Genomic DNA, 2,318 nt, shown 5'->3' with positions numbered 1-2,318 from the left:
GGACGGGATCGCTCGCGTCGCACGGACCCGCGGGGATCGGCTCGTCGGGCTCGAGGACCGGCTGAGCGCCTGGGTGCGCGACGACGAGCGCGTGGTGGTCGTCGCGTGCCGCGCCGCCGAGACGGACCGTGGCGTAGGCGACGAGGTCGTCGGCTGGTCGTCGGCGTCCCGCATGAGTGGCCACGGCGACGCCCCGGACGGCTGGTACGTGTCGTCGTTGACCGTCGACCCCGCATGGCGCAGACGAGGCGCGGGCGACCGCCTGCTCGCGGCCGTGGTCGCGGCGACCTCGGTCCGCAGCCCGGTGCTGCGCTCGATCGTCAACGCGACCAACCTGCCCTCGCTCGACCTGCACGCGGCGCACGCGTTCGTCGAGGAGGCCCGCGGCTCGTCGTTCGCGGGCATCACGTTCCTCGGCGGCGAGGGTGTGCTCCTGCGCAGGCAGCGCGACGACCACGCAGCGCCCCCGGCACCGGATGTTCGTGACATGCTCGGCGCATGACCGAGCCGCAGGAGCCGCGCACCACCCCCGCCCCCTCCCGTGAGTCGTTGGCAGCCGAGCTGCGCCAGGGCACCAAGGACACCGCGGTGGGGTTCCTCGAGGACCTGCTGTACGGCGTGGTCACGCTCGTCGTCCTCGTGGCGCTCGTCGGCGGTGGCGCCGCACTCGGGTCGGCCTCGGGCGTGGGGTGGCTCGTCGGCGCGCTGATCGGCGCGGTGCTCTTCGGGGTGCTCGCCGTCGTCGTGCTCGTCAAGGGTGGCATCAAGGGCATGCGTCAGCTGCGCGGTCGCCGCTGACGCTCAGCCGCCGGGCGGAGCCGGGATCAGGTCGTCCAGGCGGTCGGCGACGTCCGACACGCCCCGCCCGACGGGCGAGCCGACGATCGGGGCGACCCCGCGCGCACCGGGGTTGATCGCCTCGCGCCAGGGCGTCTGCACGTCGGTGTTCCCGTCGAGCACGTCGTCGACCTCGTCCGCGGCGATCGCAGCCAGGTCCCGCAGGGTGTCACCCGTGACCTGGAGCGGGTTGCCGGTCAGGCCCGTGCCCGCGCGGACCACCGGCTTGAGCAGCATGCCCTTGACCAGGATGGTCTTGAAGAGCAGACCCTGCATGGAGAAGAACCGCATCGCCTTGACGGCCTTGAGCAGCGTCGCGATGCGCTGCAACGCCAACGCGACCTTGGTGAGCACCGCAGCGATCCGCGAGTAGGCGACGGCTGCCTCCGCTGCCGCCGCGACCGCGCCCGCGACCGCCGACGCGCCGACCGTGACGATCGCCAGCGCGGCGTTCACCGCGAGCGTCAGCAGAGCCCACTCGATGAGCTCGCGGATGATCCCCGCGACCAGCTCCTCGGCGAGCTCGACCTCCATGGCCGCGTCGTCGAGGAAGTCCGCCGTCTGGCCTGCGCCGTCGGCGAGCTGCCGGATCTCCTCGTCCAGCTCCCGCATCAGCGCCGAGAACGCGTCCGCAGCCTCGCCGTCCCAGGACGCGGCGACCGGCGCGATGACCTCGCGGTGGTGCCGCTCGAGCGCCTCGACCGTCCGCGACAGCGAGCGCCACCGCTCGGCGACGGACCGGACCTCCTGCGAGTCGCCCGTCACCGAGTCGAACATCTCGGTCAGCGGGTCGACGAGCGGCTTCATGATCGCGTCGATCGCGCCCGAGAGCCCGCCCATCCACCCGGACACCTTGTCCCACGCCGAGACCGCGGCACCCGCCGACATCAGCGCTCACCCACCCGGAAGGCGTCCGCCACGGCGGTGTCGCCGTCGCGGTACGTCTCGATCGTCAGGCCCAGGCCCGTGCTGATCTGCTCGAACGCCCGCACCAGCCCGTCGAGCCCGGTCTCGACGGCCGTGTACTGCCCGGCGAAAGTCGCGGCGATCTCCTGCGACTGCGGCAGCTTGCCGAGCGCACCCTCGGGCAGTCGGGCACCGGCGAGCGCACGCTGCGCGGACCGGGTCTCGGCGGCGAGCGCGTCGTGACCGCGCGCACCGTGCGCGAGCGCGTCGTAGGCGACCTCGAACCCGTTCATCGGACGGCGTCCCGACCGGCGTCGTCGCGGTACCTGGCGAGCTCGCTCTCGAGCGCCGTGCGGGTCTCCTCCGGGACGCGGCCGCGGACCATGTCCTGCAGCGACTCCGCTCCGACCAGACCCTCGGTGGCGCGCACGAGCTGCGCGTCACCGGCTGCGCGCGCGGCGGCGACGGCCTCGAGCGTCGCGGTCCGCAGCCGCTCGGGCGTGAGGTCCCCGACGCTCGCGTACTGCACGTCGAGCAGGTGACCGGTCGCGTCGACGGTGACCGTCACGGTGCCC

5 protein-coding genes are annotated in these 2,318 nt (G+C 73.6%); 2 read left to right on the top strand and 3 right to left on the bottom strand.

Annotation, left to right across the window (positions count from 1 at the left end):
* On the top strand, window positions 1–502 hold a 502-nt coding region (locus CWIS_RS16815), incomplete at its 5' end, for a GNAT family N-acetyltransferase (protein WP_082156563.1).
* On the top strand, window positions 499–798 hold the full coding sequence (locus tag CWIS_RS16810; RefSeq protein WP_048344476.1) for a hypothetical protein: 300 nt from the start codon (window positions 499–501) through the stop codon (window positions 796–798). The genes CWIS_RS16815 and CWIS_RS16810, both read left to right, overlap by 4 nt.
* A gap of 3 nt (window positions 799–801) precedes the next feature.
* Here the strand turns inward: CWIS_RS16810 and CWIS_RS17855 are convergent, their stop codons facing one another.
* From CWIS_RS17855 to CWIS_RS16795, 3 genes are all read right to left on the bottom strand, one after another.
* Window positions 802–1,725 (bottom strand): WXG100 family type VII secretion target, encoded by a 924-nt coding sequence (locus CWIS_RS17855; protein ID WP_053071802.1) that lies wholly within the window; start codon window positions 1,723–1,725, stop codon window positions 802–804.
* Complete coding sequence (locus CWIS_RS16800) at window positions 1,725–2,036, bottom strand: hypothetical protein (RefSeq protein WP_048344475.1); 312 nt, start codon at window positions 2,034–2,036, stop codon at window positions 1,725–1,727. Before CWIS_RS16800 ends, CWIS_RS17855 begins: the two co-directional genes overlap by 1 nt.
* On the bottom strand, window positions 2,033–2,318 hold a 286-nt coding region (locus CWIS_RS16795), incomplete at its 5' end, for a hypothetical protein (protein ID WP_231583972.1). The genes CWIS_RS16800 and CWIS_RS16795, both read right to left, overlap by 4 nt.

Origin of the sequence: Cellulomonas sp. A375-1 (assembly GCF_001040865.1) — a bacterium.
Lineage (GTDB): Bacteria > Actinomycetota > Actinomycetes > Actinomycetales > Cellulomonadaceae > Cellulomonas > Cellulomonas gelida.
Note: the sequence above shows the minus strand (reverse complement) of the source record. Positions and strands in the feature narration are given on the sequence as shown.

What these genes read in the sequence shown, in the direction of transcription:
- CWIS_RS16810 (WP_048344476.1), top strand. Translation starts at nt 499, where the DNA reads ATGACCGAGCCGCAGGAGCCGCGCACCACCCCCGCCCCCTCCCGTGAG.
- CWIS_RS17855 (WP_053071802.1), bottom strand. Translation starts at nt 1,725, where the DNA reads ATGTCGGCGGGTGCCGCGGTCTCGGCGTGGGACAAGGTGTCCGGGTGG.
- CWIS_RS16800 (WP_048344475.1), bottom strand. Translation starts at nt 2,036, where the DNA reads ATGAACGGGTTCGAGGTCGCCTACGACGCGCTCGCGCACGGTGCGCGC.